General features: G+C 35.4%; 25 protein-coding genes, 1 pseudogene and 1 other annotated feature. Of the genes and pseudogenes, 22 read left to right on the forward strand and 4 right to left on the reverse strand.

Translation table 11 applies throughout. From position 1 onward, the window contains the following. The first annotated feature begins 71 nt into the window (after positions 1–71). The 8 genes from hemA (at position 72) to BME96_RS08090 (ending at position 8,613) form a co-directional block, all read left to right on the forward strand. Positions 72–1,445, forward strand: coding sequence for a glutamyl-tRNA reductase (gene hemA / locus BME96_RS08055; RefSeq protein ID WP_071648831.1), 1,374 nt, complete (start codon positions 72–74; stop codon positions 1,443–1,445). An 18-nt stretch (positions 1,446–1,463) separates the two neighbouring features. After that, complete coding sequence (locus BME96_RS08060; RefSeq protein ID WP_019376790.1) at positions 1,464–2,288, forward strand: cytochrome c biogenesis protein; 825 nt, start codon at positions 1,464–1,466, stop codon at positions 2,286–2,288. 11 nt (positions 2,289–2,299) lie between these two features. Further along, complete coding sequence (gene hemC, locus BME96_RS08065; protein ID WP_071648832.1) at positions 2,300–3,229, forward strand: hydroxymethylbilane synthase; 930 nt, start codon at positions 2,300–2,302, stop codon at positions 3,227–3,229. Continuing rightward, positions 3,229–3,990 (forward strand): uroporphyrinogen-III synthase, encoded by a 762-nt coding sequence (locus tag BME96_RS08070; RefSeq protein ID WP_083547437.1) that lies wholly within the window; start codon positions 3,229–3,231, stop codon positions 3,988–3,990. Before hemC ends, BME96_RS08070 begins: the two co-directional genes overlap by 1 nt. Before the next feature lie 6 nt (positions 3,991–3,996). After that, a complete protein-coding gene (gene hemB, locus BME96_RS08075) occupies positions 3,997–4,977 on the forward strand; it encodes a porphobilinogen synthase (protein ID WP_019376793.1) in 981 nt (326 codons plus the stop codon). A gap of 33 nt (positions 4,978–5,010) precedes the next feature. Further along, positions 5,011–6,300, forward strand: a complete 1,290-nt coding sequence (hemL, locus tag BME96_RS08080; protein WP_060678347.1) for a glutamate-1-semialdehyde 2,1-aminomutase — start codon at positions 5,011–5,013, stop codon at positions 6,298–6,300. Between the two features lie 162 nt (positions 6,301–6,462). After that, a complete protein-coding gene (gene spoVID, locus BME96_RS08085) occupies positions 6,463–7,545 on the forward strand; it encodes a stage VI sporulation protein D (protein WP_060678348.1) in 1,083 nt (360 codons plus the stop codon). Between the two features lie 54 nt (positions 7,546–7,599). Beyond that, positions 7,600–8,613: a phosphotransferase gene (locus BME96_RS08090; protein WP_071648835.1), complete on the forward strand. Its 1,014-nt coding sequence runs from the start codon at positions 7,600–7,602 to the stop codon at positions 8,611–8,613. Here BME96_RS08090 and BME96_RS19970 read toward each other — a convergent pair. Next, positions 8,610–8,798: a hypothetical protein gene (locus BME96_RS19970; RefSeq protein WP_019376797.1), complete on the reverse strand. Its 189-nt coding sequence runs from the start codon at positions 8,796–8,798 to the stop codon at positions 8,610–8,612. The genes BME96_RS08090 and BME96_RS19970 overlap by 4 nt on opposite strands. A 143-nt stretch (positions 8,799–8,941) precedes the next feature. After that, positions 8,942–9,186: a binding site (T-box leader), on the forward strand. A 233-nt stretch (positions 9,187–9,419) separates the two neighbouring features. Here BME96_RS19970 and BME96_RS08100 point away from each other — a divergent pair. Further along, entirely contained in the window at positions 9,420–12,065 is a 2,646-nt protein-coding gene (locus BME96_RS08100) for a valine--tRNA ligase (protein WP_071648836.1), read from the forward strand. A 16-nt stretch (positions 12,066–12,081) separates the two neighbouring features. Here BME96_RS08100 and BME96_RS08105 read toward each other — a convergent pair whose 3' ends face one another. Together BME96_RS08105 and BME96_RS08110 are read right to left on the reverse strand one after the other, a co-directional pair. Beyond that, entirely contained in the window at positions 12,082–12,951 is an 870-nt protein-coding gene (locus tag BME96_RS08105; RefSeq protein WP_071648837.1) for an ATP-grasp domain-containing protein, read from the reverse strand. A 9-nt stretch (positions 12,952–12,960) separates the two neighbouring features. Next, positions 12,961–13,857 (reverse strand): ATP-grasp domain-containing protein, encoded by an 897-nt coding sequence (locus BME96_RS08110; RefSeq protein WP_019376800.1) that lies wholly within the window; start codon positions 13,855–13,857, stop codon positions 12,961–12,963. A gap of 61 nt (positions 13,858–13,918) precedes the next feature. On the opposite strand from BME96_RS08110, the gene BME96_RS08115 reads away from it, so the two are divergent. The 8 genes and pseudogenes from BME96_RS08115 to BME96_RS19565 all read left to right on the forward strand — a co-directional run. Further along, positions 13,919–15,199: a bifunctional folylpolyglutamate synthase/dihydrofolate synthase gene (locus tag BME96_RS08115; RefSeq protein ID WP_071648838.1), complete on the forward strand. Its 1,281-nt coding sequence runs from the start codon at positions 13,919–13,921 to the stop codon at positions 15,197–15,199. 95 nt (positions 15,200–15,294) lie between these two features. After that, a complete protein-coding gene (locus tag BME96_RS08120; RefSeq protein WP_156035974.1) occupies positions 15,295–16,218 on the forward strand; it encodes an SPOR domain-containing protein in 924 nt (307 codons plus the stop codon). Between the two features lie 184 nt (positions 16,219–16,402). Then, complete coding sequence (gene radC / locus BME96_RS08125) at positions 16,403–16,966, forward strand: RadC family protein (protein WP_071649979.1); 564 nt, start codon at positions 16,403–16,405, stop codon at positions 16,964–16,966. Positions 16,967–17,084: 118 nt separating this feature from the next. Continuing rightward, positions 17,085–18,170, forward strand: coding sequence for a tyrosine-type recombinase/integrase (locus tag BME96_RS08130; protein ID WP_071648840.1), 1,086 nt, complete (start codon positions 17,085–17,087; stop codon positions 18,168–18,170). Beyond that, a complete protein-coding gene (locus tag BME96_RS08135) occupies positions 18,167–20,065 on the forward strand; it encodes a tyrosine-type recombinase/integrase (RefSeq protein WP_031911636.1) in 1,899 nt (632 codons plus the stop codon). Before BME96_RS08130 ends, BME96_RS08135 begins: the two co-directional genes overlap by 4 nt. After that, positions 20,066–20,440, forward strand: coding sequence for a DUF6262 family protein (locus tag BME96_RS08140; protein WP_071648841.1), 375 nt, complete (start codon positions 20,066–20,068; stop codon positions 20,438–20,440). Positions 20,441–20,758: 318 nt separating this feature from the next. Further along, positions 20,759–21,562, forward strand: coding sequence for a lincosamide nucleotidyltransferase Lnu(G) (lnu(G), locus tag BME96_RS08145; RefSeq protein WP_002333496.1), 804 nt, complete (start codon positions 20,759–20,761; stop codon positions 21,560–21,562). A 129-nt stretch (positions 21,563–21,691) separates the two neighbouring features. Further along, positions 21,692–21,826, forward strand: a pseudogene (locus BME96_RS19565) (JAB domain-containing protein); the annotation flags it as partial. Between the two features lie 231 nt (positions 21,827–22,057). On the opposite strand, the gene BME96_RS08155 reads toward BME96_RS19565, so the two are convergent. After that, positions 22,058–22,300: a hypothetical protein gene (locus BME96_RS08155; RefSeq protein ID WP_071648842.1), complete on the reverse strand. Its 243-nt coding sequence runs from the start codon at positions 22,298–22,300 to the stop codon at positions 22,058–22,060. A 383-nt stretch (positions 22,301–22,683) separates the two neighbouring features. On the opposite strand from BME96_RS08155, the gene BME96_RS08160 reads away from it, so the two are divergent. The 5 genes from BME96_RS08160 to minD are packed head-to-tail and all read left to right on the forward strand — an operon-like array spanning position 22,684 to position 26,661. After that, entirely contained in the window at positions 22,684–23,724 is a 1,041-nt protein-coding gene (locus tag BME96_RS08160) for a rod shape-determining protein (RefSeq protein ID WP_019376805.1), read from the forward strand. 12 nt (positions 23,725–23,736) lie between these two features. Continuing rightward, a complete protein-coding gene (gene mreC, locus BME96_RS08165) occupies positions 23,737–24,624 on the forward strand; it encodes a rod shape-determining protein MreC (RefSeq protein WP_071648843.1) in 888 nt (295 codons plus the stop codon). Then, positions 24,624–25,163, forward strand: a complete 540-nt coding sequence (mreD, locus tag BME96_RS08170) for a rod shape-determining protein MreD (RefSeq protein WP_172675239.1) — start codon at positions 24,624–24,626, stop codon at positions 25,161–25,163. The genes mreC and mreD overlap by 1 nt, the downstream gene beginning before the upstream one ends. A 21-nt stretch (positions 25,164–25,184) precedes the next feature. Further along, complete coding sequence (gene minC, locus BME96_RS08175; RefSeq protein ID WP_019376808.1) at positions 25,185–25,871, forward strand: septum site-determining protein MinC; 687 nt, start codon at positions 25,185–25,187, stop codon at positions 25,869–25,871. Beyond that, positions 25,864–26,661: a septum site-determining protein MinD gene (minD, locus tag BME96_RS08180; RefSeq protein ID WP_019376809.1), complete on the forward strand. Its 798-nt coding sequence runs from the start codon at positions 25,864–25,866 to the stop codon at positions 26,659–26,661. Before minC ends, minD begins: the two co-directional genes overlap by 8 nt. Positions 26,662–26,682: the final 21 nt, after the last annotated feature.

Genomic DNA, 26,682 nt, shown 5'->3' on the forward strand with positions numbered 1-26,682 from the left:
GTAAACATTAATCATTTTCACTGTGCGTTTGTCTATTTAGACCAGCGCTTTACAGGTTGGGGGTAGATCATGTGCATATCATTAAAGTAGGATTCAATTATAAATCAGCCCCTGTGGAAGTCAGGGAAAAACTAACCTTTGCCGAGCATACACTTCCTGATGCCTTAAATAATTTAAAGCAGCAGAAGAGTATTTTGGAAAATGTAATCGTCTCAACATGTAATCGAACAGAGATTTATGCCGTTGTAGATCAACTTCATACTGGTCGTTATTATATTAAACAATTTTTAGCTGACTGGTTTCAATTAGAAAAAGAAGCATTTACCTCATATCTTCGTATTGCTGAAAATGACGGAGCATTAGAGCATTTATTTCGTGTTACATCAGGACTTGATTCCATGATTATAGGGGAAACCCAGATACTCGGACAAGTAAGACAAGCCTTTTTTACTGCGCAAGATACAAAAACAACAGGGACTATCTTTAACAAATTATTTAAGCAAGCCATCACCTTTGGAAAACGAATGCAAAAAGAAACAACAATTGGTGAAAATGCAGTATCCGTGAGTTATGCTGCTGTAGAACTTGCAAAAAAGATTTTTGGGGACCTTTCGAATAAGCATGTTGTTATTCTTGGTGCTGGCAAGATGGGGGAGTTGGCTGCTAAAAATCTTCAAGGTTCTGGAGCAACTGAAATCACGGTGGTTAATCGTACATTAGAAAAGGCTGAGGCATTAGCTGATAAGTTCGCAGCGAAAGCAGATCAATTCGATAATTTACTTCCTGTTTTGCAGAAAGCGGACATTCTTATTAGTTCGACGGGGTCAGAAGAGCTTGTCCTTACAAAACAGTCCTTGGCAGCTATTCAAAAGAAAAGAAAGGGTAATCCTTTATTTCTTGTAGATATTGCTGTGCCTAGAGATTTAGATCCACGAATTGGAGAGCTTGAGAACGTATTCTTGTATGATATTGATGATTTACAACATATTGTGGATGAAAATCTTCAAGCAAGAAAAGCAGCTGCTGAGCAAATTGAAATTCAAGTTGAAGAAGAAATTGTTTTATTTAAAGAGTGGCTAAAAACCTTAGGAGTTGTTCCGGTTATTTCCGCTCTGCGCCAAAAGGCTCTTTCTATTCAAGCAGAAACGATGAAAAGCATTGAAAGAAAGATCCCTGATCTAACAGTAAGAGAGAAAAAGGTATTGAATAAACATACGAAAAGTATTATAAATCAGCTTCTTAAAGAGCCGGTTACTCAAGCGAAGGAACTAGCGGATAGTAAAGATGCCGATGAATCATTAGCACTGTTTGTCAATATTTTTGGTATTGAAGAAGAAGTGAAAGAAGAGTTAGCAAAACAAGTAGTTAAAAAAAAGAATAATAATGAAAAAAACAACGAGAAAGAAGTATCCTTTCCGAATATTAGTCCATTAACTACTTTTTAAGGCGAAAGGATTCTAACTATGTTTGAATTAAAATGGGTTTATGAATTTATTTTAATTATTTATGGCTTAAGTTTGGTTAGTTACTTCCTTGATTTTATCCAAGATAACCGGAGAGCAAATCGGATTGCTTTCTGGTTACTTAGTATGGTTTGGGTTATTCAAACCCTTTTTTTATTGCTTGAAGTAGTGATAGAAAGGAATTTTCCTGTAATCACATTAAATGACGGCCTGTTTTTTTATGCCTGGGTACTTGTTACAATATCCTTAATCATTAACAAGCTTTTTACGATTCATTTCATCGCTTTTTTTACTAATTTATTTGGCTTTTTTATTTTGTTATTTCATATTTCTACAGTTGCACAAAATGACATGAAAGCAAATGGCGTCCAATTAGTACATGAAATCTTAGTGAGCCATATTACATTAGCAATCGTTTCTTATGGCTTTTTCACTGTATCCTTCTTAATTTCTGTTATGTACTTAGTTCAATATAAGTTGCTCAAGAAGAAAAAAGGATTTAAGTGGATGTGGAGATTTGGTGATTTGAATAGATTGGATACCTTTTCTTTTTGGGCAATAACAATAGGAGTACCTTTACTTTTAATAGGGATTATTCTGGGTGTCGTATGGGCATATTCTTCCCGTGCGGAGTTTTATTGGTTTGATCTCAAAACAATAGGGTCTATACTTGTGTTAGCTGTGTATATTTTATATTTAATCTTGCGATTGGTAGGTGGCTACAAAGGGAAGACGATAGCAATTTATAATACCGCTGCGTTTCTTGTTCTCTTAATTAACTTCTTTTTATTTAGCTTGCTATCAAATTTTCATTTTTCATTTTAGGAGGAATTTAGTTGCGTAAAATAGTTGTTGGTTCAAGAAAGAGTAACCTTGCATTAACACAAACAAATTGGGTGATTGACCAGTTGAAAAAAGCTGGAGTTACAAATGATTTTGAAGTGAAAAAAATTGTGACAAAAGGGGATAAAATTCTTGATGTAACATTGTCAAAAGTAGGTGGGAAAGGTCTGTTTGTGAAAGAAATTGAACAGGCTATGTATGATGAGGAGATAGACTTTGCTGTTCATAGTATGAAAGATATGCCTTCAGTTATGCCAGAAGGGCTCGTAATTGCATCAATTCCTGATCGGGAAGATCATCGTGATGCTTATATTGCTAAGGGAAACACACCTTTTCGTGATCTTCCAGCTGGAGCGATTGTAGGTACAAGTAGCTTAAGACGATCTGCTCAGATACTCGCAGAGAGACCAGATGTAACTATTAAATGGATAAGAGGTAATATTGAAACTAGATTACGTAAGCTAGAGGAAGAGGACTATGATGCCATTATACTGGCAGTTTCGGGACTTAAACGCGTTGGAGTAAGTGAAGAGTTGATAACCGAATATCTTGAACCTGAAATTTGTGTCCCTGCTGTAGGACAGGGTGCGTTAGCTATTCAATGTAGAGAAGATGACACGGAAATGCGCAACTTGTTAGAAAAGATCAATAATTCGTATACTACAAGAACTGTGGAAGCGGAAAGAACCTTCTTGCGCTTATTGGAAGGTGGTTGCCAGGTTCCGATTGGAGGATATGCTTACCTGGAAGGTGATGAAATAATTCTTACTGCATTGGTTGGTACCCCGGATGGGAAAACAATATTAAAGGAAGAAGTGCGAGGAAAAGATCCGGAATCAGTTGGAGAAATTGCAGCAAATCGATTAATTAAGCAGGGTGCAAAAGAAATAGTGGAAAAAGTAAAAGAGGAATTGGATCAATAATGAATGTATCCTTACAAGGAAAACAAATACTTGTAACTAGAGAAAAAAAACAAGCAAAAGAATTTGCTGACTTAATTCTGGAGCATCAAGGAATACCCATTGAAGTTCCTCTATTAACTGTTTCATGCAAGGATCATAAAGAGAATCAAGAGGTTTTGCAATCCATTTCAAATTATGATTGGATTTTCTTCACAAGTGCTAACGGGGTGAAGTGCTTTTTTGAAACGGTAGAGAAGTATCTCACCCCTGAAAATGCACTTCCAACTAATATTGCCGTAGTTGGTCATAAGACAGAAAACGCGTTAAAAAGGTTTGGTTATAGTGCAAAGTTCAGACCATCTGTTTATAACGCAGAAGTAATGGGGATGGAATTTTTAACAGAATTCCCCAACCCTGGGTCTATTCTGCTTGTAAGAGGGAACCTTTCCAGGGATGTACTTCCAACTACTTTTATTGATAATGGTTTAAACTTTGATTCTATAGAAGTATATGAAACATCTTATAATTTTCTAGTCAAAGAGCAATTGAACAAACATCTGGAAAAAAGCCAAATTGATTTTATTACCTTTACAAGCCCTTCAACGGTAGAGTCATTTTGCGCAATGGCTGCTAAAAAAACAGGATTTGTGTATGTATGTATTGGAACGACCACTGAGAATAAGGCGAGGGAAATAGGGTTATCACCTATTATCTCTCCAAGCGAATTTACTATAGAAGAAATGGTAAGAAGTATAAGTAAATATATTTCTATGAAAGGATAGATAGATATGAAGAACATGCCGGAATTTAAGCGACATCGCAGATTAAGATCTTCAGCAGCTATGCGTTCCATGGTGAGGGAAACACATATAAGCACAGATGATTTAATTTATCCTTTATTCATTTTGGAAGGTGAGAACACGAAAAATGAAGTACCTTCGATGCCAGGTGTTTACCAAATTACAATGGATATTTTAAAAGAAGAAGTAAAAGAAATTCATTCCCTTGGAATAAAATCCATGATACTTTTTGGAGTACCTAATGAAAAAGATGAACATGGAACAGGTGCATACATAAAAGACGGGATTATCCAAGAAGCAACACGTGTGATTAAAAAGGAAGTCCCTGATATGCTAGTAATCGCAGATACTTGCCTTTGCGAGTATACATCTCATGGCCATTGTGGAGTAATTCATAATCAAGATGTAGATAATGATGAATCACTTGCACTATTGGCCAAAACGGCTGTCTCCCAGGCTGAAGCCGGTGCGGACATTATTGCTCCATCCAATATGATGGATGGGTTTGTAACAGTTATTCGTAAAGCTTTGGATGAAGCAGGGTTTACAAATATTCCGATCATGTCTTACGCGGTAAAATATGCCTCTTCTTTTTATGGACCGTTTCGTGATGCTGCAGATAGTACTCCTCAATTTGGAGACCGAAAAAGTTACCAAATGGATCCTGCAAATAGACTAGAAGCCATGCGTGAGGCAGAATCTGATATGCAAGAAGGTGCTGACTTCTTGATTGTAAAACCAGCTTTATCTTATCTGGATATCGTTCGTGATGTGAAAAATAAATTTAATGCACCTGTAGTAGCTTACAATGTCAGTGGTGAATATTCAATGGTTAAAGCAGCAGCATTAAATGGATGGATAAACGAAAAAGAATTAGTACTTGAAAAGCTTACTTCCATGAAAAGAGCTGGAGCAGATTTAATCATTACCTATTTTGCTAAAGATGTTGCTAAGTGGTTAAGTGAGTAAGATTCAGATTAACTTAAATTGGAGTGAGAAACTATGAAGAGCTTTGAAAATTCAGTAGATGCATACAAAGAGGCTGTTGATTTAATGCCTGGTGGTGTAAATTCACCTGTTCGTGCATTTAAATCTGTTGGCATGTCGCCAATTTTTATGGAGTCCGGAAAGGGTTCTAAAATTGTGGATATTGATGGAAATGAATATATAGATTATGTATTAAGCTGGGGGCCACTTATTCTTGGACATGCCGATGATCGGGTGGTAGAGAAGTTGAAAAGTGTAGCTGAGAAGGGCACTAGTTTCGGTGCACCAACTAAGTTGGAAAATGAATTGGCAAAGCTTGTGATCGATCGTGTGCCATCTATTGAGATGGTTCGTATGGTTAATTCAGGCACAGAAGCAACGATGAGTGCATTACGATTGGCCAGAGGTTATACAGGAAGAGATAAAATATTAAAGTTCGAAGGAAATTATCATGGACATGGCGATTCCTTATTAATTAAGGCAGGCTCTGGTGTTGCAACACTGGGATTACCTGATAGTCCAGGTGTTCCAGAGTCAATTGCTAAAAATACGATTACTGTACCCTACAATGATATGGAAAGTGTACGTTATGCATTTGAGAACTATGGTGAGGATTTAGCTGCTGTAATTGTAGAGCCTGTGTCTGGTAATATGGGAGTAGTTCCACAAAAAGATGATTTCTTAAAAGAGTTAAGAGAAATTACTGAAGCAAACGGAACAGTTTTAATCTTTGATGAAGTGATGACTGGTTTCCGTGTCGGATATAATTGCGCACAAGGGCATTTCGGTGTAACACCTGACCTGACTTGTCTTGGTAAAGTGATTGGTGGAGGTCTACCTGTAGGGGCATATGGTGGAAAACGCGAGATTATGGAAAAAGTAGCGCCTACAGGATCCATTTATCAGGCGGGTACCTTGTCAGGAAATCCATTGGCCATGACGGCTGGTTATGAAACGCTACGAGCTCTAAATGAAGAATCTTACAAAGAAATAAATAAAAAAGTGGATAAGTTAATTAATGGGTTTAAACAAGCTTCAGAAGAGTTTCATATTCCTTTACAAATTAACCGTGCTGGTTCTATGGTTGGGGTGTTCTTCACTAATGAAGAAGTAATTAATTATGAAACAGCACAGACCTCCAATCTCGATTATTTTGCACAATATTATAGAAATATGATTGAAGAAGGCGTATTCCTTCCGCCTTCTCAGTTTGAAGGATTATTTCTTTCTACTGCTCATACTGATGCGGATATTGAGAAAACAGTTAAAGCGATAAGAAATGCCTTTTCTAAAATTGAAAAATAAAATGAATTTTAATCTTAATAATACACTAAAAGCTATTCCTTAATTAAGGAATAGCTTTTTCTATTTTTCTATTGTTTTTAAAGCATATCTTATTTGAAAAGAACATATAGATAATTAAGACATATGAGTTTAAGGAAATATATGTTGAAGGGAGGAAGTCTGTTGGAAAACGAAAGTTCAGTTTTCAGTTTTGAGTTGAACGAGTCCCTTTATTTTGAAAAGGGACAGGAAGTTTTGGAAATGAGAGGCATTTCACTTGATCCAGAAATCTCTATACAACCATTCAATGAATACATTTCCATTCGTGGTGTTATTGAATTGCAAGGAGAATATGTAAAAGAAGTCCAAATAGAAGATAAGGAAAATCGATTCGACTATGATGCTTTTCAGTCAAAACGTTTTGTAGAAAGGGTTATGGATAATGATGATGGCACCTTGGAATTTACACATCGATTTCCAGTAGAGATTTCGGTACCAACATACCGTGTAGAAAACTTGGAAGAGGTAAGCGTATATATTGAGTCTTTCGATTATGAGTTACCAGAGAAAGATCATTTGAAACTCTATTCTACCGTACAAATCCATGGGGTAAATCAACTGGTAGAAAGTGCTGAAAACCGTGTGGATGTAGAACAGGAAGAAGAGTCATCTGAAGGAGTAGAGCAAGAAACATTTGAATTTGAGATTAAGCCAGAGAATGAGTCAATAAATGAATTGGATTCTACACAGGAAGAACAAGAAATTCCGCGTTTTCTTCCAAGCTCTCTAAGGGATGATTCTCTTGAAGAAGAAGGGGAAGATAAGGAGGAAGAGAATAACATAGAGGAAGACGAAAAAGGAAACCGATGGAAGTATAAGGAAACAAAAACGTTAACGCAGTTTTTTGAAGATTTATCATCTAAAGAAGAACTAAGTGTCGAGGATCCAGAAATCTCCTCTTCTAGTATTGCAGATGATTATTCTTCTCCATCCTCTGATTCACCATCAATCTCACATGAAATAATGGAAAGTAGTAATAGTCGTGAAGTTGAGGATGTGAGTTATTTGTCTGACATGTTCCGTCATTCTGATGAGGAGCAATATTCTAAGATGAGACTCTGTTTTGTGCAGCCAAATGACACGATTGAAACCATAGCTGAACGTTATCAGATAACAACTTTACAATTGATAAAGCAGAATAGATTAGATGAAGAATATGATGTATCTGAAGGGCAATTACTTTATATCCCTCATACTAAGAAATAAAAATGGGCCCCTTGGTTGAAAAATCAAGGGGTCTGCTACATAGGGGGTAATAAATTGGAGCATATATATAATGTCTTACGTAACTATAAAATATATCCAATGCATATTACTAAAATAACTGATCGCTTATATAAGGTTTCTGATGGTAATAAGGACTATGCAATTAAGCAAGCAAATTTCTCCAAGACAACTTTTTCGAGGTGGGAGAGTGTGTACCAGCAAGCGTATAGTAAACAACTCTCAGAAATCCTACCTATTTACCTTTCTGACGCCGGGACTTTATATTCAATGGTTGATGGACAAACTTATTATTTGCAGCCATGGTTGGAACGTAGAGATGGTGCGGAAAGAAATGAAGAAATTAATCCATTATATCAGGCAATTGGCCGAATTCATGCAAAAACTAAAGTATTGAAGACTATTCCTATGCATAAAGTAAAAGATCCCTTTATAGAATACAGAACATTTTGCTCCCAGATGAGAAAAAAATTGTACTCAGCTGTAGATGCTTATGAACAAATTCAATTCATGTCTCCACTTGAGCTTCAGGTCTGTACCCACTTTCGAGACATAGACCAAGCATTTCAAAAAATTGATGAGCGGATTATGGCGCTGAATGAAATTGAAGAAAAAGAACTATCATGGGATATGTGTTTATGTCATGGCAATTTGGCATTTGAACATAGTATACGCAGTGATCAAACCTATCTGCTCAATTGGGAAAGAGCACAAATGGATAATCCAATAATGGATTTGGTATCTTTCTTTGAAAATGAAACGTGGAGATTTAATACACCTGTTGATGAATTAATTGAGTCTTTTTCCACTTATTATCAAGAAAACGAGCTTTCAAAAATAGAACTACTTATTCTGTCTATATACTTGCTAAACCCATCTCCTTATTTGGAATTCATAGATAAATACATGATGGATCCATTAAATGATACGATGTTCAACCAAGTAAGAAATTTGCAATTTACATATCGAAGGATCATATTTGCTTTAAAGTGGACAGCATATGTGGAGCGAGAATATGAAACTATATCCTTAGATGACCTTGAAAGTTAAAACCACTCTAAATAAAAAGCAACAAATAATCCCACTAGCAGACCAAGCAGTATTACATCAAACGTTGTAGGCAGTAAAAGTGTTCGGATCAATTGGAAAAGTAATATTGGCAGAGTTACTCTTTCTATAACAATTATACATTTTCTACACCATGGCGGGAGTTTATAACGATAATAGCGAGCCATTTTATCACCTCTTTATTCACTTTTCTTTCATTATGTAATATGATATGTATAAAGATAGCTGTTCTGTGCAACTATATTAATAGTTGACGATTGAACTGGTTATCTATAAAATATAAGAAGATGAAACTAGTTGAATAATGGATGTAAATGCAATGAATGGGAAGAGTACATTATGATTACCTATAAGAGAGGGAAGTATTAAGCTGAAAACTTCCTAGGATGAATTATATTGGAAGGTCGCCCTTGAGCTGCTTCTTTGAACGTGTAATTAACTGATTATACATGTAGAAGAATGCCGGTGAGAAACCGTTACTGAACATGAGTGTACAAGTGTATTTTACTTGTAAACAAAGGTGGTACCACGGAAATATACCTTTTCGTCCTTTCTTAGGATGAAAGGGTTTTTTTGTTTTTTATTAAGTTTTATACAAGTATCACACCATGACCAGCTTCAGTGCTTCCCATTCCCGAAAACTTAAGCAATAACTCTACATTGCAAACAACATCATTACAATTTCTTGCTTAGGCATAGCGGTGATGATCAAGATGCTGGCCCTTTTGTTCATACATGTGTTTAGCCTGTTTGACAAAGTCTTTTAATGAATAAGGAGGTTTTCCATAATGAATGATAAACAACAAAATTCACTATCTACAAAGTATAATCCTCAGGAAGTTGAACAAGATCGTTATAAATTTTGGTTAAAAGGAAAGTTTTTTGAGGCTAGTGGCGATAAAGATAAAGAGCCATTTACAATTGTTATTCCCCCTCCGAATGTAACAGGAAGATTACATTTAGGGCATGCTTGGGATACAACCATGCAGGATACCATTTCAAGGATGAAACGAATGCAAGGATTTGATGTGTTATGGTTACCAGGAATGGACCACGCAGGTATTGCTACGCAAGCAAAAGTGGAAGCAAAGCTGAAAGAGCAAGGCACAACTCGCTATGATTTAGGGAGAGAGAAATTTCTTGAAACCGCATGGGAATGGAAGGAAGAATATGCTGATTTTATTCGTTCACAGTGGGAAAAAATGGGGCTGGGATTGGACTATTCCAGAGAACGATTTACCTTGGATGAAGGACTGTCAGAAGCAGTAAAAGAAGTATTTGTAAAGTTGTATGAAAAGGGTTTAATTTACCGTGGGGAATATATAATTAACTGGGACCCCAAAACAAAGACCGCTTTATCTGATATTGAGGTTATTTATGAGGAAGTTCAAGGCAAGTTTTATCATTTAAGATACCCAATTAAAGATAGCGATGAAACGATTGAGATAGCCACTACTCGTCCAGAGACAATGCTGGGAGACACAGCAGTGGCTGTACATCCAAAAGATGAACGATATCAGCATTTAATTGGCAAAAAGGTTGTTTTGCCGATAATCGGTCGGGAAATTGAAATAGTGGCTGATGATTATGTAGATAGAGATTTCGGATCTGGAGCTGTTAAGATAACTCCTGCTCATGATCCAAATGATTTTGAAATCGGAAATAGACATAATCTGGAACGTGTCTTGGTAATGAATGAGGACGGCACAATGAATGAAAATGCCGGAAGTTATGAAGGTCTTGATCGATTTGATTGTCGTAAAAAGATTGTCCAAGATCTACAAGCCCTAGGAGTTCTATTTGATATAGAAGATCATACTCACCAAGTTGGTCATTCAGAACGAAGTGGCGCTGTTGTAGAACCGTACTTATCCACCCAATGGTTTGTAAAGATGCAACCATTAGCTGACTCGGCTATTGATCTGCAGAATACTGAGGATAAAGTGAACTTCGTGCCTGATCGGTTTGAAAAAACATATTTGAACTGGATGGACAATATACGAGATTGGTGTATTTCGCGCCAACTATGGTGGGGCCACCGTATTCCTGCTTGGTACCATAAGGAAACAGGAGAAATATATGTAGGTAAAGAAGCTCCCGACGATATTGATAAATGGGAACAGGATGAAGATGTTTTGGATACATGGTTCTCCTCTGCACTTTGGCCGTTCTCAACGATGGGATGGCCAGATTTAGAGGCAGAGGATTTTAAACGCTTTTTCCCAACAGATGTATTAGTGACAGGCTATGATATTATATTTTTCTGGGTAGCCCGTATGATTTTTCAATCCAAAGAATTTACTGATCAAAAGCCATTTAAAGATGTTTTAATTCACGGATTGATTCGAGATGCAGATGGAAGAAAAATGAGTAAGTCACTTGGAAATGGAGTCGACCCTATGGAGGTCATTGATAAATATGGAGCAGACTCACTTCGGTATTTCTTATTGACTGGATCTACCCCAGGACAGGATCTTCGTTTTCATTGGGAAAAAGTAGAGTCAACATGGAACTTTGCAAATAAAATCTGGAACGCTTCTCGCTTTTCTCTCATGAACATGGAAGGATTCAATTATGAAGATATTGATTTGTCTGGTGAAAAAACTATTGCTGATAAATGGATATTAACTCGTTTAAATGAGACAATTGAGCATGTTACAAAGAACACAAATAAATATGAATTTGGGGAAGCTGGTCGATATTTATATAATTTCATTTGGGATGACCTATGTGACTGGTATATTGAAATGGCGAAATTACCATTATATGGCGAAGATGAAGCTAAGAAGACTACAACGAGATCTGTACTCGCTTATGTGCTAGATCAAACAATGCGAATGCTTCATCCATACATGCCGTTTATCACAGAGGAAATTTGGCAGAAGCTCCCACATAAAGGTGAATCTATTACTGTAGCAAAATGGCCTAAAGTGAGAGAAGAATTTCACGATGAAGAAGCATCGAAGGTAATGAAACTGCTCGTATCAATTATAAAGTCAGTGAGAAATATACGAGCAGAAGTAGACACACCGATGTCTAAACAAATTAAATTAATTATACAAGCTGAAAGTCAATCAATTATGGACGCTTTGGAAAGCAATCGGGAATACTTGCAACGTTTTTGTAATCCAAGTGAGTTAGTAACCGCCACAAATGTGGAAGCACCTGAAAAGGCAATGTCAGCTGTGATAACTGGAGCAGAATTGTTTTTACCATTAGAGGGATTAATTGACTTTGATAAAGAAATAGAGCGATTAGAAAAAGAATTGGCTAAGTGGACAAAAGAGGTAGAGCGTGTTCAAAAGAAGCTTTCTAATAAAGGATTTGTAAGTAAGGCACCGGAAGCTGTAGTAGAAGAAGAGAGACAAAAAGAAAAGGATTACCTTGAGAAGCAGGCAAAGGTTACTGCAAGATTGAATGAATTAAAAGGGTAATTATAAAAACGGAATCCTATCCAATGGGATTCCGTTTTTTCAATTTCTTTATGATATGAGAAATATACGTCTTAACTATGTTAGAGTCTGTGACAGCACTTAAAATCCTTGATCCTACCACATCCTCAATCTCATTAAAGAGAATGTCACCTGTCTTATCAAATAAAAAATCAATTCCTACCATATCAAAATCGAAATAATCAATAATATCTTGAATCATAGAAGCTTGTTCGTTGCTTAATTTGAAAAGGGTTGCTGTACCACCAAGCTTATAGTTTGCACGGAAATCGTTGTTGCTTTGTCTTAGAACTGCGCCGATAATATTCTTTCCTACTACAAATACACGCAAATCTTTTCCTAGTTGGACATTACAGGATTGTACGATAAGATTATTAGTGGCTATTTTGGAAACCTTGTCCCATTCTTGTTGGTTTCGGATAAAATATACTTGCTTTCCTCCCTTGCCAGAAACTTCCTTCACCACACAAGGAAGAGGCAAGGGAGACTTTTTTGGTAAGCTCTTGTTATGTTGAAAAATAGTGTCCACCATAGGTATCCCTAGATCTTTAATGTGATGATGGGTTAAAGCTTTGTCATTACAAATATGAGAAATCGCAGAAGAATTGCAGCAAAGAACGCCACAAGCTTCCAGTTGTAGCTGAATCATTGTATCTATTGTTCGAACAACTGCAAAGTCAGGGAGATGTAACGATTTTCCTCCAACTAAAATTGTTCGTTGGTTATTAATAATTCCAAAAGTCATTTCTTCCCTTATAATGAGGGTAAGGGAGATATTTTGTTTAGCTGCTTCCTCCAAAAACCAGTTAATGTAAGAGCTGTTTTCGTTAGCATCTATCCTACTGTATATTAGCCATCCTGTTACCATGTTTTAACCTCATTCTTGAATTAATGTATTTAATATATAATCCATAATAAAATCTGCTACATTAATATTGGTACAGTCGTACATGTTCCTTATATGAGCATTAGAGTTAATTTCACAAATTAAGGGAGTTCCATCTGTTCCATATAACAAATCAACTCCTGCAAAATCCGCGCCAATTGACTTTGTTGCTTGTACAGCCATCTCCCTTTCTATTTTGGTTGGGGTGTACGCTTCCATTGTACCGCCAGCAGAAACATTTGCTCTAAAATCATTTTTGGACGCTCGCTTCATTGCTGCAACTACTTCATTACCAACTACTTGAAGCCGCATATCTCTTCCATAACTTGATGAAATAAATTCTTGAAAGACAAATGCTTTTCCCAGTAATTCATTCACTTTGTTCCATAGTTCCTCTCTAGTATGAATTAAATAAACTTGTTCACCAAAAGAGCCAAAAGACTCTTTTACTACCATAGGAAAGCCAAGAGATTTTATAGCATTGTTAATTACATCCTCATCAGGTTGAGTTGTAATAAAAACTTTCGGATATACGATTGTTCGTGGAATTGGTAATCCTGTTTTTGCTAAGTGCTGGTACGTGGCAATTTTGTCATCACTAATTTCAATTGCTTGAGAAGAATTAAATACATGTAATCCCATTAATTCGAGCTGTTTTGCCAAGTAGATGTCCTTATCAGCAAAAACAACGTAATCTGCTATTTTTTCATCTTTCTTTTTAATTAGACCTGACTCCCCGGAGACAAGGTAGGGATTAAGTTCATTATTTTTGTAAATAGTTGTTTCACTTCCTCTTGCATAAGCGGCTTGTTGGATCCACTCAGCATAATCAAGAAACTTATTTCCTGTTAAACTTCCATTATATATTATCCATCCATGTAAATTCATAGTCCTTATCCTTTCTGTTATACTTACCTACAGTATATTAATTAAGAAATGTGGTGTACATATGTTTCAGCGAATCGAACAAGTAGAGGCTTTTTTTTCTTCGAGAGCAAGCTTAGGAATTAAACCTGGGTTATTCCGAATGAAAAAGCTTCTCAAAGAAGTAGGGGACCCCCAAGATAAAATTAAAGCAATTCATGTTGCAGGTACGAATGGAAAGGGTTCTACCATTCAGTTTATTCAGCGAGCGTTGGTGGCTAACGGATACAATGTAGGGATATTTACCTCTCCAAGTATGTATGGATTGCCAGGTCACATACTGGATGGAGATGCCCCGATTAAGGAACAAGTTTTTCTTTCTCTATTTAATAGGTTATATCCTGCCATTGAAGTTTTAGATAGTGAAGAAGAGATGCCCACCGAATTTGAAATATTGACAGTAATTTCCTTTATGTATTTTCATGAAAATAAAGAAATTGCTATTATTGAAACAGGGATGGGGGGAAGAGAAGATACAACAAACTGCTTTCAACCAATCTTATCCATTATAACAAACATAGCAAAGGATCATACGCAGTTTTTAGGCAATACAATAAAAGAAATAGCCTATCATAAGGCTGGAATTATAAAAAAGAACGTTCCAGCAATTATAGGTCAAGTACCAACTGAAGCTGAAACGATCATACTTCAAGAAGCGAAGAATGTCCAAACAGCAGTATATAAATTAGGAAAAGATTTTAGTTACAGTAACATTGTAATAGATGACAATTATCAACATTTCTCTTGGATTCGGTTGGGGAAACAGTATAACCTAACCATTCAAATGAGAGGAAAACACCAAGTAAAAAACGCATCCCTTGCTTTTATGAGTTTATATTTACTTAAACAAATGAACTTTACTATAGATATGGACAAAACAGTGGAAGCTTTTAATATATCCAAGCTGCCAGGAAGGTTTGAAGTGGTCAATAGTCATCCACTTGTGATAGTAGATGGCGCACATAATGTTGCAGGCATAGAGACTTTTCTGGATACGGTAGAAGCATATTATCCAAATAATACGAAGCATCTAATTTTTGCTGCATTTAAGGATAAAAATTTTTCTGCAATGCTAGAAAGATTAAAAACTACTTTTTCTTCTATAATCCTTACCTCTTTTGAGCATCCACGGGCAGCTAAAGCAGATAAACTTTATGAAATGACAAATCATAAGCATAAATTTATGACTGAGGATTGGCAGGAAGCAATAAAAAAAATACAACATAGTGAGCATATCTATTTTATTACTGGTTCATTGCATTTTATATCAAGAGTTAGAGAATTTTTTAGAAATAAAGAAAGTTGACGTTTTGTGCGAAATTATTTTTTAGTAATGTGACAATTTACGTCTTACTTTTTAATTTTCCTATGCTAGAGTAAGTATAATTAATTCTAGCGGAGGTGAGCGAAATAGATAAGCAAAGAGTCATAACTGTATGGGAGAACGGTAAACCAGTAAAAATAAAGGTGAAAGAGACAAGCTGTAAGCACTCCAACCAGTTATTTAGAAAAGAACAAGCTGCTGTTCAAGAAGAAAACGAACCTGTACCAACATTCGCTAGATTAACAACAAATACAAATAAAAATATGGCGAACAAACTAAAGCGCAAATATATAAAACCTGTTATTATTCCAATTTTTTCAGCCCTCTTAATAGGCTCTGTTTTAGGACTAATTATGCTAAAAATGTTTGTAACATTGGATAGTGATGCAACTTCAGGAAATGATGACATTCCTATTTCTGCAATAGAAAAAGACAAAGAGGAGCAAAAGTTGCAAAACGGGTCATCAATAGTCCACGTAGAAGGTGTACAGGCATATGTTCTTCAAGCAGGTGTATTTAGTGAAGAAGCAAATGCTTTAGAATGGAAAGAAAAGTATGAGAATAAAAAGATACCTACAGTAGTGTGGGAGAAAGATAAGCGGTTTCACTTATTTGCGGGGATAGCTGAAACAGAATCGCAAGCTAACCATTTAAGTCAGCAATTTAAAAAAAATGAGTTAGAAGTATATGTGAAAGAATGGCAGACAGAAGGGATTGAAACTAAGTTGTCGAATGTTGAACATCAATGGTTGGCAAAGTTTCAGAACGAATGGAAGAACTCTTTGAAATTATTATCCGCAGGTGAAGAGCTTGAACCAAAAGCTTGGAAACAAATAGTTGATGGCTTTCCAAAAGATACAGAAAAATTGTCACATTTGGATTCACATCTGGAGGAAAATTTAAATAAGCTGAGTGAAGGCAATAACAATCAGGCGCAAGCAGTTTTATTATCTCTCTGGCTTACGTATGAAAAGACGATAAAAGAATTAGAATCCAAATAAAAACAGGCTAAATTTGCCTGTTTTTTAATTTTGATAAATTACTGGATGGAGAAATTCTAAAATAGCTTTAGAAATACATAAAATGCATTGATGTTTTGCCTGGTAATTTTTCTTTTTCCGGATTTGTTCTATAGTGAATTGATGTCTATGATATAACTATGGAAAGGAGGTATTTAAATTGGTAATGGAATCATTAATGATTAAAGATGTCCCTAAAGACGACAGACCAAGGGAAAGATTGATCAACCATGGGGCGAGCCATTTATCTAACCAGGAGTTGCTAGCCATTTTACTAGGAAGTGGAACGAAAGAAGAGTCAGTGATGGCGCTTGCTAACCGAGTCCTTATGCACTTTGAAGGTTTGAAATTATTAAATGATGCAACAATTGAAGAATTAACAGCAATTAAAGGAATCGGTAAAGCAAAAGGAGTCCTCATATTATCTGCTATAGAACTCGGGAAAAGAATGAATCGTTATAAGCCGGTAGAAAGATATGTAATTCGGTCCCCGGAGGATGGAGCAGATTACGTAATGGAAGAAATGAGAAGTCTTCATCAAGAGCATTTTGTAGTTTTGTTCCTTAACACGAAAAATCAAATTATCCACAGACAAACTATTTTCATTGGTAGTCTTAATGCCTCGATTGTTCATCCACGGGAAGTATATCGTGAAGCTGTAAAACGATCAGCTGCTTCAATTATTGTAGCACATAACCATCCATCCGGCGACCCATTATCCATAGTATAATGAATAATAGTAGTTAAAGTAGTTTAGGAGGGGGATATTAGGGAGGTTTTTACTTTAAATAAAAATTAACAAGGTCTATAATTTATAGTAGTTAAAGTGGTTAAAGAGGTGGGAGGATGTGAAGGTTCAAAGGATAAAAGTGGAGAATAAGCCATATCCATTGTATTTATTGCTAGATGAAGAATATCAGGTAATAGAACCAATAATGAGGTTTATAAAATATCTAGATAATACTGGTAAGTCACCAAATACCATTAAAGCATACTGCTATCATTTAAAGTTGCTATATGAGTTTATGGAACAGAGGGGGATTACCCTTAATGATATTAACTTTGAGAAATTAGCAGATTTTGTAGGTTGGTTGAGATACCCAACAGCAGCAAATGTAATTGATCTCCAGTCAAAAGAAGCCATAAGAGAAGAAACGACAGTGAATACAATTTTAAATGCTGTTATGAGTTATCTGGAATATTCAAGTAGATTAGGAGAATTTAAGTCAATTGATGTATTTAAACAAGCAAAGGGGAGAAATTTTAAGGGGTTTTTACATCATATTAATAAGGGTAAATATCAAAAGAATGTCTTAAAGTTAAGGGTTAAAAAGAAGCAGATAAGAACACTAACATCAGAGGAAGTTAAGCAAATTATTGATGCTTGTCATACGAAGAGGGATAAATTAATTTTAATGCTTATGTATGAGGGTGGTTTAAGAATCGGTGAAGTGTTATCGCTAAGGCTTGAGGATATTGCCACTTGGGACAATCAAATCCATTTAACACCCAGAGACGTTAATGTTAATGAGGCCTATATTAAATTAAGGAAGGAAAGAACAATACATGTGAGTAAAGAACTTATGGCACTTTATACAGATTATTTGGTATATGAGTATGGTGAGGACTTGGAGCATGATTATGTTTTTATTTCTTTAAAAGAAGGCTATTTTGGAAAACCACTAAAGTACCAAAGTGTTCTTGATCTAGTTAGAAGAATAGTTAAAAGAACTAGAATAGAGTTTACGCCGCATATGCTACGCCACACTCATGCAACGCAGCTAATTAGGGATGGATGGGATGTTGCACACGTTCAAAAGAGGTTGGGCCATGCACATGTTCAAACAACGTTAAATACCTATGTTCATCTTTCAGATCAAGATATGAAAAATGAGTTTAATAAATATCTTGAGAGAAAGGAACATAAGAAATGAATGATTCTAGTAAAAGGAAAATTATCAGTCAGAGTGAGATCAGTAAGAAAATAGCTGCAATGAATGAAGAATTGCAGGGATTTTGGGCTAATAATAGTTGGGATATAAGGAAATGTCCGCATCCTTCTGCCATAGAATTAAGTAAGAACCCTACTTTAAGAAATCGGTGGGTTCGTTTTGAACGTGTTAAAAATCTGTGGTTAAGAACAGAATTGAAATATTTTTATTTTTACCATTTAAATAATGGAATATGGAATGCAAAAACTGTATGGATTAGAAAAGGAACTGTAATTAATAGAATGTTAGATTTTTTAGATTTAAAGTATCCTAACATTACTTCAATTACTGAAGTTCCTATTAAAAAAGCAATGACGGAATATAGGACATATTTGACAGAACAGGGTGTTAGAATTACCACTACTAATTATAAGATTACTGCTAATCAAGAAAAAATAGCTGTAGAAGCTAATTCTTACTATGTTACTAATTTAAAACAATTTATGGAGTTTTATGAGGACTTTTATTTTGATGGGGAGGAGTGGGATAAAGACATTTGGGATAGACGTAAGTTACCTTTGCCAGATGATAAGGTTAATCCGACACAATATGAATATGTAATTAACTTTAAAGGGGTTCGCAATACGTATTTTAAACAACTCGTAAAAAGATATTGTAAATTGAGATTAAATACGGATAGCTTTTCCTATGTATGTGATATCGCCCAAAAACTTAAAGAGTTCTTTAATTTCTTGGACATGAATTTTAAACACGTTCAGAGAATAAACCAATTAACGAGAATGGAAATTGAAGCATATTTAAGCGAATTAAATATGATGGGGATAAAGCCTAGCACAATAACTGGGAGGATCTCTATATTGGAAGGACTATTTAGTACCCTTCTAAGGCTAGAATGGAATGATATTCCTTCCAAGGTGTTAATCTATCCAGAAGACTATCCCAAAATACCGAGAGCAAAACCTCGTTTTATAGATGAATACGTTCTGGAGCAATTGAACAGTCATCTTGATAAATTACCCGAATATATAGCTACGATGACTATGATAGTCCAAGAATGTGGGATGAGGATAAGCGAATTGTGCACCTTGAAAAAAGGTTGTCTATTAGAGGACAAAGATGGAGATTACTTTTTAAAGTATTATCAATGGAAAATGAAAAAGGAGCATATAGTTCCAATATCAAAAGAGGTAGCTTTATTGATTAAAGTTCGGGAAGATAAAGTTTCATGGGAGTTTCCAGATAGTGAATACCTCTTTCCAAGAAAAGATGGATCGCCATTAAAACAAGAAACATTTAGAGACGAGTTAAACAAATTAGCTTATGAGCAAAAAATAGTCGATAAATCAGGCGAGATTTATAGATTCCATGCCCATGCCTTTCGCCATACAGTAGGAACAAGAATGATTAATAACGGAGTACCGCAGCATATTGTACAAAAGTTTTTGGGTCATGAAAGTCCTGAAATGACAAGCAGATATGCTCATATTTTTGATGAAACCCTTAAAGCTGAATTTACAAAATTCAAAGAAAAACTGGTAACTAATAATGGAGATATAATTGAGTTAGATAATGACAATGAAGTCGATGATGTTGATCTTCAATGGTTCAAGAAAAATATTAATGCACAAGTTCTTCCAAATGGTTATTGCCGATTACCAGTAATAGCAGGTTCTTGTCCACACGCCAATGCTTGTTTAGATTGTACTCATTTTTGTACAAGTAAGCAGTTTTTATCGCAGCATGAGGAACAGTTAAATCGTACTGAGGAGTTATTGGCAGTCGCTAAGGAAAAGCAATGGCAAAGGCAAATAGAGACTAATAACCGTGTTAAAGAGCGACTAGAGCAAATAATTGGCAGCCTGAAGGGGATTAGTTAGATGGTTAAACAGGTACGAAATACAGAGGAAATTGTGCGTTTGGCAAAGCAAAAGTCCAGGCGGACTAGAGAAAATGTAGACAAGGTTATCTCTAAACTATCGCTTGAAGGTAAGACTATTAATTTTAACACAGTTGCAAAGGAAGCTAATGTTTCTAAATCATGGCTTTATAAGGAACATGATATTAGGCAAAGGATTGAATCTCTCCGAAAACAGCAAACAGAAAATGTAATATCAAAACCCAAGAAAAGCTCCCGTTCTGAAGAAGTCCTTATTAAAACCTTAAAAACAAGAGTAAAGGAATTAGAAGAGGAAAATATAAGATTAAGGAACCAGATCCAAAAATTATACGGAGATTTGTACATTAGAGAATAGTTAATCTATGAGTTTCACCAACTTGTGCTTTGAACTTTGAAGTGTTAAAATTAATATACTATTAATCGAAAGGAGAGATGGGTGGACAATGAAGAACTAATCTAATTTTTAACAAATGAAATAGTATATTTCAGTTTAAAAACTTAGGATTAGTCTGCCCATTTTTCCATATACTAAATAAATGTAAGACTGAATAGCTAAAAAGGCTAAATAGTTTTATTTGAGTGTCTTAAAAAGTGACATGACTAATCCTTCCAACATTATTTGGGAGGATTTTTTATTTCTCCCTGAATCAAAATAAAGAAAGAAGGAATCGAATTGTTAAAACAAAAGGAACTAATGGCAAGGGTTAAGGAACTTGTCCAGTCAGATGAACGAATATCTGCTTGTATGATGTATGGCTCTTTTACAAAAGGAGAGGGAGATCAATACTCTGATATAGAATATTACGTTTTTCTAAAAGATGATACAATTTCCACCTTTGATTCAGCAAAATGGCTAAATGAAGTCGCTTCCTACACTTTACTCTATCAAAATGAGTACGGTACGGAAGTAGTAATTTTTGAAAATCTAATACGTGGTGAATTTCATTTCCTTTCCGAAAACGAAATGAATATTATTCCTTCATTCAAAGAATCAGGCTACATTCCTGACACAAAAGCAATGTTTATTTATGATGAAACAGGACAACTAGAATTGTATTTATCAGAGTTGGAAGGTCCGGGACCAAATAGACTTACAGAAGAAAACGTAAATTTTTTATTGAATAATTTTTCCAACCTATGGTTAATGGGGATTAATGTTCTTAAAAGAGGGGAAAATGCACGTTCACTGGAACTTTTATCTCAATTACAAAAAAATATACTACAACTCATTCGAATTGCGGAAGAAAATGCCGATAATTGGTTTAATATGACAAAGAATCTTGAAAAAGAAATTAGTCCTGAAAACTATGAAAAGTTTAAAAAGACTACTGCCCGATTAAATGAATTAGAACTATATGAAGCCTATAAGAACTCTTTGCTTCTCGTTATGGAACTTCGAAATCTCGTTGAAAAACAGTATCAATTAACCATTAGCGATGATTTTTTAGGCAAACTGTTTAATTATATGAACGAATAAATAAAAAGCCTGTATCTCAAGTGATAACTAAGATACAGGCTTTAATTGTTATTTACTTTAAATACATGTTCTCAAAGTGAAAGTATTGATTTTAATGGATTTTTAATAGTTTACTCTTGATAATCAACTACTCCATCACAGGAAGACATCCAGGTAACTAGAAGATTGACTGAGTCAGGAAAAATGATTGGCATTGAATTATTAGATCACCTTATCATTGGAGATAGAAAATTTGTTTCCTTAAAAGAAAAGGGATATTTATAATAGATAGATTTTCGAAATGCTCAAACTTGAGAAATATTTATGGGAGAGATATGTCTTATAAAAGGTGCGAAAAAGTCGGAAATTAACCGAAAGAATATAGGTATTTTAAAAAAAGAAATTACACTAATTGTAATTTAATTAGCGTAAGCATTATATCTGATTTACCAGTAGGCTAAATACCAGGCTCTTAATGAATTCTTAAGAGCCTTTAGTTTTATTCTTTATAAAAATCTATGTTTGCCCATTTGTACACGTTAATGGAAAATCGTTAATGCGATATTTACTAAAATGTTTCATTACATACCCTTTTTTTACTAAACCATAAATATACTTTCTAATATAGCTTTGTGTCAAAATATCATCGCTTATTTCTTCAATTCTTATAAAGTGATTTTTATTTTTTTCAAGCTGAACGAGAATGCTAATTTCAAAGAGATTTAATTTATCTTTTAATGCCACATTATAAATATCCATTAAAATGAACCTCCCAATGATATACTTATTTAGTAGTAATTTAGTTTAACAAAGGAATGTAAATAAAGTGTGGTATAAAGATGGAAATTTAGTTAAATTTGATGAAATATTTATTTTTAAAGCGTGAGAAGTAGAAACAACCTAAAATATGATACCTGTAATACTATCTATTTTATAATTTTTTTCGTATAATTATATAGAAACACGCACATAAGCGCCATTTTCATTATATACAAGAAATTGGCGCTTATTCCTATGGATAGTTACATTTTACTTTCTTCTTTCGTATGTGATAATATACGTGCATGTTTGCAACACATAAAATGAATCGATATAGTTAAGCTAAATAATATACAGTGTTTGTTTTGGAGAGGAAGATATTTTTGGGAATTTTTAATTTTTCACAGGATTTAGGAATTGATTTAGGTACTGCTAACACGCTGGTTTTCGTCAAAGGAAAAGGTGTGGTAGTTTCTGAGCCTTCCGTGGTAGCTAAAAATAATCAAACTGGTGATATCGAAGCAGTTGGAAGTTCTGCTCGTAATATGATTGGTAGAACACCCGGTAACATCACAGTCGTAAGACCAATGAGAGACGGGGTTATTGCTGATTATGATACAACTGCTGCGATGATGAAATATTATATTAAAAAAGCAATGAAAAACCGTTCTATGTTTGCAAAAAAACCAAATGTAATGGTATGTGTGCCTTCTGGAATTACGATGGTAGAAGAACGAGCTGTAATTGATGCAACGAAACAAGCTGGTGCTAAAGAAGCGTTTCCTATTTCTGAACCCTTTGCAGCTGCTATTGGAGCGGGTTTACCAGTATGGGAGCCTACTGGAAGTATGATTGTAGACATTGGCGGAGGTACGACAGAGGTTGCGGTTATTTCACTGGGGGGTGTTGTAACTAGTAAATCTATTCGTACAGCTGGTGATGACATGGACGAAGCAATTATGAATTATATACGTAAAAATTACAATTTAATGATTGGAGAAAGATCTGCAGAATCGGTGAAGCTTGATATAGGTGTAGCTGGAGAAGTAAATGAAGATGTCGAAATGGATATTCGTGGACGTGATCTATTAACCGGTTTACCTAAAACCATAACAATTACCGCAAGTGAAATAGCAAGTTCATTAAACGATACTGTAGAAGCGATCGTTGAAGCGGTTAAAAATACACTCGAGGAGACGCCGCCTGAATTAGCCGCCGATATTATGGATCGGGGTATCGTATTATCCGGTGGTGGTTCCTTGTTACAAAACATCGATAAAGTAATTAGTGATGAGACAAAAATGCCGGTTTTTGTAACCGAAGATCCACTTGAAAGTGTGGCCCTCGGTACTGGTAAATCTTTGGAATACATTCAACATTTCCGTTCCCATCCGAATGTATCCGCTCATCCTATAACAAAGTAAGCTGGTGTTCACATGGCATTTTTCTCGAACAAAAAATTATTCATCATCCTGATCGGGGTGATTGTCCTGGTTGCATTAATAGGTTTCTCTCTGAAAGAAAGAAGCAACCTGACTACTGCAGAGCAATTCGTGAATGATACTGTGGGATGGGCACAGCATATCATTTATGCTCCGGTTGAATTTGTTTCAGATATATTTACAAATATTGACGACTTTAGAGATACTTATAAAGAAAATCAAATTCTTAAGGAGAAATTATCCCAGTATAAAGGGCTTATTTATGAAGTACAGGAAATAAAGGAAGAGAATAAAGAACTAAGAAATTTACTTGATTTGAAAGAGTCAGAGTCCTTACGTGATTATGAGCCTATTCAGGCAACCGTTATGTCACGATCTCCGGAGAGGTGGATCGAACAGGTAACTATTAATAAAGGAAAACAAGATGGGGTCAAGGCTAATATGGCTGTGATTACGGCAGATGGCATGGTAGGAAAGGTCCAGACACCATCTCAATTTACCTCAACAGTTAAATTGTTAACCGGCTTTGATCAATTCAATCGAATTTCTGCTACGATTTCAAGAGAGAAGGGCGAAGGTAAGAATATCGTTGGAATGATTGAAGGCTTTGATGAAGAAAGCAATTCACTGTTATTTCGTATTATCGAAAAATCTGACAAGGATGTGAAAGAGGGAGAGTTAGTGTTTTCCTCAGGTATGGGGGGCGTTTTCCCAGCAGGACTACCGATTGGTACAGTAAAGGAAACAGCCCCAGATAAGTATGGGTTAACAAAAACGGCTTTAATTGAACCAGCTGCTGATATGTATGAAATTAATCAAGTGATGGTGGTGGACCGTTCCATAGCAACCGATGAGAAGACAGAAGATAAGGAGGAGGAATAATGAAACGTTTATTTTTACCTTTTTTCCTCTTTTTATTTCTGGTCTCGGAGGGGGTTGCGCTGGAACTGTTACCACCAAGTCTGATTACAGGAAATCTGTTAATTGTTCCACATTGGGTCTTCATGTTTTTAGTCCTCATCGCTATTTTTTACGATAAGGAAGATACATATTATTCAGTACTTTATGGATTTATTTTCGGGTTACTGATTGATATTGTGTATACAGGAGTACTTGGGGTATATATGTTTTCCTATGCGCTTGTTATATATGTAATACATGGGTTAAAAAAAATGTTACATGGGAATGTCTTTGTAAGTATTCTATTAGGAATAGTTGGGTTATCTTTAGCAGATATTGCTATAAATGTTATTTATACAGTGGCTGGTATAGCAAGCATGGTCTGGAAAGATTACTTATTATACCGTTTACTACCTACGTTACTATTAAATTTGGTGTTTCTATTGTTTCTATATCCTATATTTGTTAAACGCCTTACGAGATGGGGAAGAGACCAGCTATTCAGTAACAATTCGCTATAAATATAATGAGGTGAGCTTATCATGCTTGATAAGAAGCAGTTAATCACGATCAAAGGGACTAGAGACGGGTTGACATTGTTCATAGACGAAGTTTGTTCATATGATCTTGTAGTCAATGAATTGCATGCAACAATTGCGGAAAGTAGTCCGAAAGAAAATGAACCTGTTGTATCTGTAAAGGTCCAATTAGGGAACCGATTTTTAACAGAGCAGCAGAAAAAGGAACTAACGGATATTATAACAAAAGATCATCGGTTTATCGTTGAATCAATTGAATCATCCGTTATTCGCAGGGAAGAAGCATTACGATGGAAAGAGCATAGTGACATACAAGCTGTCAGCCGAGTTATTCGCTCAGGGCAAGTTCTTGAAGTGACTGGTGATCTACTATTAATTGGAGATGTTAATCCTGGAGGCAAAGTAGTAGCTACAGGTAATATTTACATAATGGGTAATTTACATGGCATTGCTCATGCAGGTTCTATTGGGGATAGACAGGCTTTTATTGCAGCATCCTTTATGAAACCAAACCAACTAAGAATTGCTGATTATATAAGCCGTGCACCTGATTACGAAGCAGATGGTGTTTATATGGAATGTGGTCTTGTCGACGAAGAGCAGGATAAAATAGTTATTGATCGGCTGCAGGTTCTTTCGCATAAACGACAAGTATTAAGCGGGTTTGAGAGGAGAATGCAAAATGGGTGAAGCTATTGTTATCACTTCTGGTAAAGGCGGCGTTGGTAAAACGACTACATCTGCCAATATAGGAACAGCGTTAGCGCTTATGGAGAAAAAAGTTTGTTTAATAGATACAGATATTGGCTTGCGAAATCTTGATGTCATAATGGGACTGGAAAATCGCATTATTTATGACATTGTTGACGTAATCCAAGAACGCTGCAAATTAAAACAAGCATTAATTAAAGATAAGCGATTTGACTATCTATCTTTATTACCGGCGGCTCAAACAAGTGATAAATCTGCAGTAACAACCGATGGGATGAAACAGATTATATCAGAGTTAAAACAGGAGTATGATTATATTATAATCGATTGTCCTGCTGGAATTGAACAAGGATTTCAGAATGCTGTAGCGGGAGCAGATAAAGCAATTGTGGTAACTACTCCTGAGAAATCCAGTGTAAGAGACGCGGATCGTATTATAGGATTATTGGAAAAAGAAGATATGGAGTCGCCCAGATTAATTATTAATCGTATCCGTAATCATATGATGAAGAATGGAGATATGCTTGAGATTGATGAAATTATACAAGTACTCTCCATTGATTTGATTGGTATTGTAATTGATGATGATGAAGTTATAAAAGCATCTAATAAGGGAGAGCCTGTGGCACTTCAACCAAATTCCAAGGCATCCATTGCATATAGAAATATTGCAAGAAGAATCCTTGGTGAAACCGTCCCTCTTCAATCATTAGAGGATGAAAAAGGTGTTTTATATAAAGTAAAGAAATTTTTTGGGATGAGGGCTTAACCCTTTGAACACGTTAAGTTA

The sequence above is a fragment of the Virgibacillus halodenitrificans genome (assembly GCF_001878675.1).
GTDB classification, from domain to species: domain Bacteria; phylum Bacillota; class Bacilli; order Bacillales; family Amphibacillaceae; genus Virgibacillus_Q; species Virgibacillus_Q halodenitrificans.